The organism is Candidatus Planktophila sp. (genome assembly GCF_040402315.1).
Classification (GTDB): domain Bacteria; phylum Actinomycetota; class Actinomycetes; order Nanopelagicales; family Nanopelagicaceae; genus Planktophila.
Genome location: NZ_JBBAMU010000042.1, coordinates 1 through 4944 on the forward strand (window position 1 = coordinate 1; position 4944 = coordinate 4944).

The window sequence follows — 4944 nt, forward strand, 5'->3', positions numbered from 1 at the left end:
CCAGAAGGTCGCATCTTTGTCACTGGTCCCGATGTCGTTAAATCTGTTACCGGCGATGTTGTGGATATGGCGCTACTCGGTGGCCCGGAAGCACATAGTAAGAACTCTGGTGTTGCTCACGTTATTGCCCCCACCGAAGATATTGCCTTCAGTGAGATTCAAGATTTAGTCGCACTCTTTGCCAATCAAGGTCTGATGTCGGCAACGGTGGTAGATGTTGCACTAGCCCACTTAGTACCAGAGTCGCAGAAGCGAGTTTATGAAGTTCATCCGTTGGTTGATGCAATTCTCGATCTCGATGGCGAGAAACTAGAGCTGCTTGATATGTGGGCGCAGAACATGACAACTGTCCTTGGCCGACTCGGTGGGCGCACAGTGGGTGTGATCGCAAATAACCCACAAGTCATTGGTGGCGTGCTGGATTCAGCCGCAGGAGAGAAAGCGGCACGGTTTGTGCGCACCTGTGATGCATTTGGTATTCCACTGATTGTCATCGCAGATGTCACCGGCTTCTTGCCAGGTGTAGGACAAGAGTGGGAAGGCGCCGTACGACGTGGCGCCAAGTTATTGCATGCATTTGCTGAATCTGTGGTTCCCCGTGTCACTGTGATTACTCGCAAGGCATATGGCGGAGCTTTCGTTGCCATGAATTCAAAGTCACTGGGTGCCACTCGAGTATTTGCTTGGCCACAAGCAGAAGTTTCAGTGATGGGCGCAGTTGCGGCAGTGCGCGTACTACATCGCAGATTATTGGCAGATCTTCCGGAATCACAACGTGAAGGTATGGAGCTAGAGCTAGCCGCAGAGCACGAAAAGGTTTCAGGCGGTGTTGCACGCGCCATTGAAATTGGGGCGGTCGATGAAATGATTGAGCCTGATAAAACACGGAGTGCAATAGCTAAAGTTTTAGGTGAAAGTGAATATCGCCGAGGATCTCACGGCAACATTCCGCTCTAAGGGCTACTTCTTAACGTCGAAGGTAACTGAGACGGTAGATGTAACAGTCTTTTCAATACTGGATGTGTCATATGCCCCAGTATCTTGCGTCATTGTTGAATCTGGCGTTGTCACCTGAAATACTCCAGAGCGCACAGCTTGCACCGCACCAACTCTTCCGCCAACCGCTTTTGTAATTGCTTGCGCGCGGATCTTGGCATCTTTCATCGCTTCTTCCAATAGCTGAGGGCGCAAGGCCGGGAGAGTAGAGAGGTAGTACTGCGGTCCGTAATTATTGACTGCTACTCCGGCTTGCAGAATTGTGCCAATGCCTTGAGCTAACTTAGCGATGAGATCAACATCTTTAGAGCGAACAACGACATCGCGGGAAGCGCGGTAGTTAAGAATCTTTCCGGTGTTATTTCCATTTGCATACTCTTCATTGGCATAGGTTGAGACGGAGCCAAGTGTGAGTGCGGCCGCAGGAACTCCACCATCTGTGAGGTACTTGCTCACCGCCGCGACATCATTGCCCACCTTGGTCACTGCCTCAGAAACAGTTGGACGAGTGAGTGAAACATTTAGTGTCCAGACAGCATTATCGGCGGTAGCAGATGTCTTAGCAGAGCCAGTGACTGTGATGCCATTTGCACTTCGTGCTGCAAAACCCGCTCCGACTTTCACAAGTCCCCCGCCGACTGCGATTGCAAGAATGAGCGCAATAGCAATATAGAGAATTGATCGGCGACGTTCGATGGAAGTCATGGGTGCTTGTGAAGTCATAAGTTAATTATATAGCTCTGAGTCTGTGAACTTCCTGAAGATCTACCCCGCGCATTGGCTCTAGCGCTAATTCCCATGCACTTCCGAGTGCTGCCTCTAAATTCTCACGAATTTCTACATCATCGAAGCTGGCAAGTGACTTACGGATAACATTTTCGCAAATCAGTATCGAACCAGTTCCATCGGTGAAGGCGCGATGAATACCTAGTTCTGGGGTGAAGCGAAAGAACTCAGCGCCTTGGCTACAAAATTCCTGCACCTCAAAACGCAGGTAATGCCAGTTCTTGAGCGCTGTTGTAATTTTTGCAGCAGTTCCAAGTGGAGCGCGATATTCAATGATGGTGCGCAAGGTGCCGGTTGCTAGTGGTTGATCACGCCATGAGTATTCGTGTGTGATGCCAAGAATTGCATTCAGCCCCCACTCAATATGTTGGCGCAGGGGTGATGGCGCCGAGTGGATGGTAATCAATCCGGCATAGCGTTTGTCGTGCATATGAAACTCCTACCAAGGCTGCCTTGTGCGACCTTCCCCGATCCACAAACGCTTACTCTTTGGTAGTTGAGTACCTCATTTATACAACTTTTGACTGACTTTGTGAATCCCCAGCCATTTTTTGAGCGTGATCTGGGTTGATATGAGCTGTTTACGGAATAGGAATACCCATGTATTGCCGGTACGCTTCTCCCTAGTCGGACGCTTTAATCAGTACCCGTTGTTAGATTTACTTCTTTACTCGGTATGGCTGAACGCAAGACGAAGACTGGTGGTCGAGGAATTCTCGAACACCTACACATATCGAAGGAATAGTAAAAAATATGGCAACAGGTACAGTTAAGTGGTTCAACTCTGAAAAGGGTTTCGGTTTCATTGCAGTTGATGGTGGCGGACAAGATGTTTTCGTTCACTACTCAGCAATCCAAGGAAACGGTTACAAGTCCCTTGAAGAGGGTCAGTCAGTGTCATTCGAGGTTGTCCAGGGTCCTAAGGGTCCTCAGGCAGATGCAGTGAACGCTAACTAAATTCACTTATAAGTAAGGCCCGTTTCGAGAAATCGTGCGGGCCTTATTTTTTTCCCAAAATAATTACTATTTAGGCATCGGCGGTATCTCGCCAACTTTCGCTTTCAGCGCAGCGACAGCTTTTGCGGGAGATAAATCTTTTCCGTTCTTCCATGCATCTAAATATTTCCAGGGTAATACTTCCCCGCGTCGCACCCACCAAGTATCTGGCGGTGTTGGCCAGGAAATTCCAAAGTGAAGATGTGGCGATGTGCCGCGCGCACTTCCGGTAGCTCCAATTGCTCCGAGTATGCGCCCGGCAATTACCGCAACTCCTGGTTGAATGCTTGCCGGGATAGATCGCAGATGTGAACCGTAGTAACGAACACCATCTTCACCAATAATGGAAACAGATAGTCCGCCCCGCGTGATTCCTAGATTGGGTGGACTCTTCCAGGTATCTACCCGATTAACTTCATCTACAACACCATTAATGGGAGCCACAAACTTGCAGCCCGCCTTAGCCAAGATATCTGTTGCGGCATAGTCGTGATGTGCTCTGGCATAGTTCACTTCGCAATTTGCCACTGGAAAGACATACACGGGCGCCGCATATGCCGAAGGCGCAGCGCTAACAAGTAAGAGCACAACAAGAGTTTTCTTAAGCATGTGGGCAAGAGTAACTAAGTGAAACTTATTTCTTCAGTGCGGCGCGGTCTAACCTAGCTGTGACTATCATGTGAGGAACTGTTAGCGCCCAGATTGTGACCAAGGTCAACCATAAGAACTCATCAGAAAGATCTTGTTGTGAGAAGCCAGCTAAGACAATGACAAAGATGAAAGTTCCAGCCAGCGCCGGCAGCCCTGGAATTACAGCGGCCGCAAACGCCTGGCCAGGGCGACCTCGTAAGTATGCACTCTCTGAATTAGGTAAGAGTGAGGTAAGGCGAGCGGTATGGCGCATTGCATGCCAACAACCAAAGTAGACGGCAAATGCCACAAGCGGTGGTGCGAATGAGGCAAGGGCGGCTAAAAGCAGAATGTCGAGTGCATCTCGATACCGTTTGCGTTGTAAAAGCGCTAAGAGTGAGAGCGTTGTAACTACGGCTACTAAAATCAGAATTTCAGTGGTGAAACCGTTGTGCCAATTGATTAGAGCTGGGTTAACTTTTTCCAGCGCATCAGTGCTGCGGCTATTGACCAGTGGGATAGCAACCGGAAGTAAGCCGGCAGCCGGGGCATACATCCAGGCCGGTATTGGCGAACTGCCATCGAGTGAATCTTTCTCGCTCAAGAATGCTGCATCTCCAATTCCAAAGTGGGTGGCACTCATGATGACAACAAAGATGAATCCCCAGACGTTCCATCGCAGGATTGCATAAATAGCGAGCAGCGCGATGGCGACGTAAAGAATGATGAATAACACCATCCGAATAGGTGCCGCCTTGGGAAGTGTCACCAGGTGATCTAGGGCGCCATGTGGAATACCGATAGCCAGTGCGATTGTTGCCAGAACTAACTGCCAGCCCAGTGAGTCAGCTCCGAGCCACTGCGAGAAGAGAAGTGAGAGCACGGTAGCGATGGCAACCACCGCGCTGGAGAGAGTACGGACCCGGCTAAAGAGCCGTAATTTTGTCTCTACCATGACGAGCACATTAGCAATTTTTCAGAGACTTATATGCAAAAATGCGAGCATGAAACAGTGGTCTTATATGGCGATGCTCATATTTACCTTCTGCGGCTCGGCCTGGCTGGAAATCTATTTGAAGACCGGCGTCTTGCGTCGCATCAAGCGAGTTGCAATAAGTGTTCTGCCTATCAGTATTTTTTTTCTTGCTTGGGATGCCTATGCAATCGCACAAGGTCATTGGTTCTTCGATCGGGAGCAAATGTTAGGAATCTACGGCCCGTTTAGTATTCCGTTAGAGGAATACATTTTCTTTATGGTGATTCCGATGGCAGCTATCTTTACCATTGAGGGCGTCACCACCGTTAAACCACACTGGCGAAAAGATGAGTTCGGCGAATGATTTACTCTGATATCGCAATTACCGCCTTTGCCATAGCGGTTATGGCAGACCTCTTTCTCTTTAAAACTTCCATGCTCACGCGCCCAGCATTCTGGACCTCTTATGCAATCATCTTGCCATTCCAGTTTCTGACAAATTGGTGGCTCACCTCAAGAAATATCGTGATGTATAACCCTGATTCAATTGTGGGGCTTCG

General features: G+C 49.2%; 8 protein-coding genes. 4 read left to right on the forward strand and 4 right to left on the reverse strand.

Features of this window, described 5'->3' with window-relative positions; genetic code table 11:
* Positions 1 to 957 (forward strand): carboxyl transferase domain-containing protein (locus AC9UEP_RS05590; protein WP_509544916.1); only part of this gene is annotated, 957 nt, incomplete at its 5' end.
* Between the two features lie 3 nt (positions 958 to 960).
* Here the strand turns inward: AC9UEP_RS05590 and AC9UEP_RS05595 are convergent.
* Together AC9UEP_RS05595 and AC9UEP_RS05600 are read right to left on the reverse strand one after the other, a co-directional pair.
* The gene (locus AC9UEP_RS05595) at positions 961 to 1719 is read right to left on the reverse strand and encodes an SIMPL domain-containing protein (protein ID WP_509544919.1); all 759 of its coding nucleotides are present in this window, start codon (positions 1717 to 1719) and stop codon (positions 961 to 963) included.
* 7 nt (positions 1720 to 1726) lie between these two features.
* Positions 1727 to 2212 (reverse strand): DUF3145 family protein, encoded by a 486-nt coding sequence (locus tag AC9UEP_RS05600; protein WP_509544922.1) that lies wholly within the window; start codon positions 2210 to 2212, stop codon positions 1727 to 1729.
* Positions 2213 to 2535: 323 nt separating this feature from the next.
* Here AC9UEP_RS05600 and AC9UEP_RS05605 point away from each other — a divergent pair, with 323 nt between their 5' ends.
* Entirely contained in the window at positions 2536 to 2739 is a 204-nt protein-coding gene (locus tag AC9UEP_RS05605) for a cold-shock protein (RefSeq protein WP_017955223.1), read from the forward strand.
* A 66-nt stretch (positions 2740 to 2805) separates the two neighbouring features.
* On the opposite strand, the gene AC9UEP_RS05610 is transcribed toward AC9UEP_RS05605, so the two are convergent.
* Together AC9UEP_RS05610 and AC9UEP_RS05615 are read right to left on the reverse strand one after the other, a co-directional pair.
* Positions 2806 to 3387 (reverse strand): M23 family metallopeptidase, encoded by a 582-nt coding sequence (locus tag AC9UEP_RS05610; protein ID WP_509544927.1) that lies wholly within the window; start codon positions 3385 to 3387, stop codon positions 2806 to 2808.
* 25 nt (positions 3388 to 3412) lie between these two features.
* Positions 3413 to 4363 carry a Brp/Blh family beta-carotene 15,15'-dioxygenase gene (locus AC9UEP_RS05615; protein WP_509544930.1) on the reverse strand — a complete coding sequence of 317 codons (951 nt, stop codon included), beginning with the start codon at positions 4361 to 4363 and terminating at the stop codon, positions 3413 to 3415.
* A 49-nt stretch (positions 4364 to 4412) separates the two neighbouring features.
* Between AC9UEP_RS05615 and AC9UEP_RS05620 the strand changes: the two genes are divergently transcribed.
* Complete coding sequence (locus AC9UEP_RS05620) at positions 4413 to 4748, forward strand: lycopene cyclase domain-containing protein (RefSeq protein WP_223298175.1); 336 nt, start codon at positions 4413 to 4415, stop codon at positions 4746 to 4748.
* The coding region (locus AC9UEP_RS05625; protein ID WP_509544933.1) for a lycopene cyclase domain-containing protein at positions 4745 to 4944 on the forward strand (200 nt) is incomplete at its 3' end. The genes AC9UEP_RS05620 and AC9UEP_RS05625, both read left to right, overlap by 4 nt.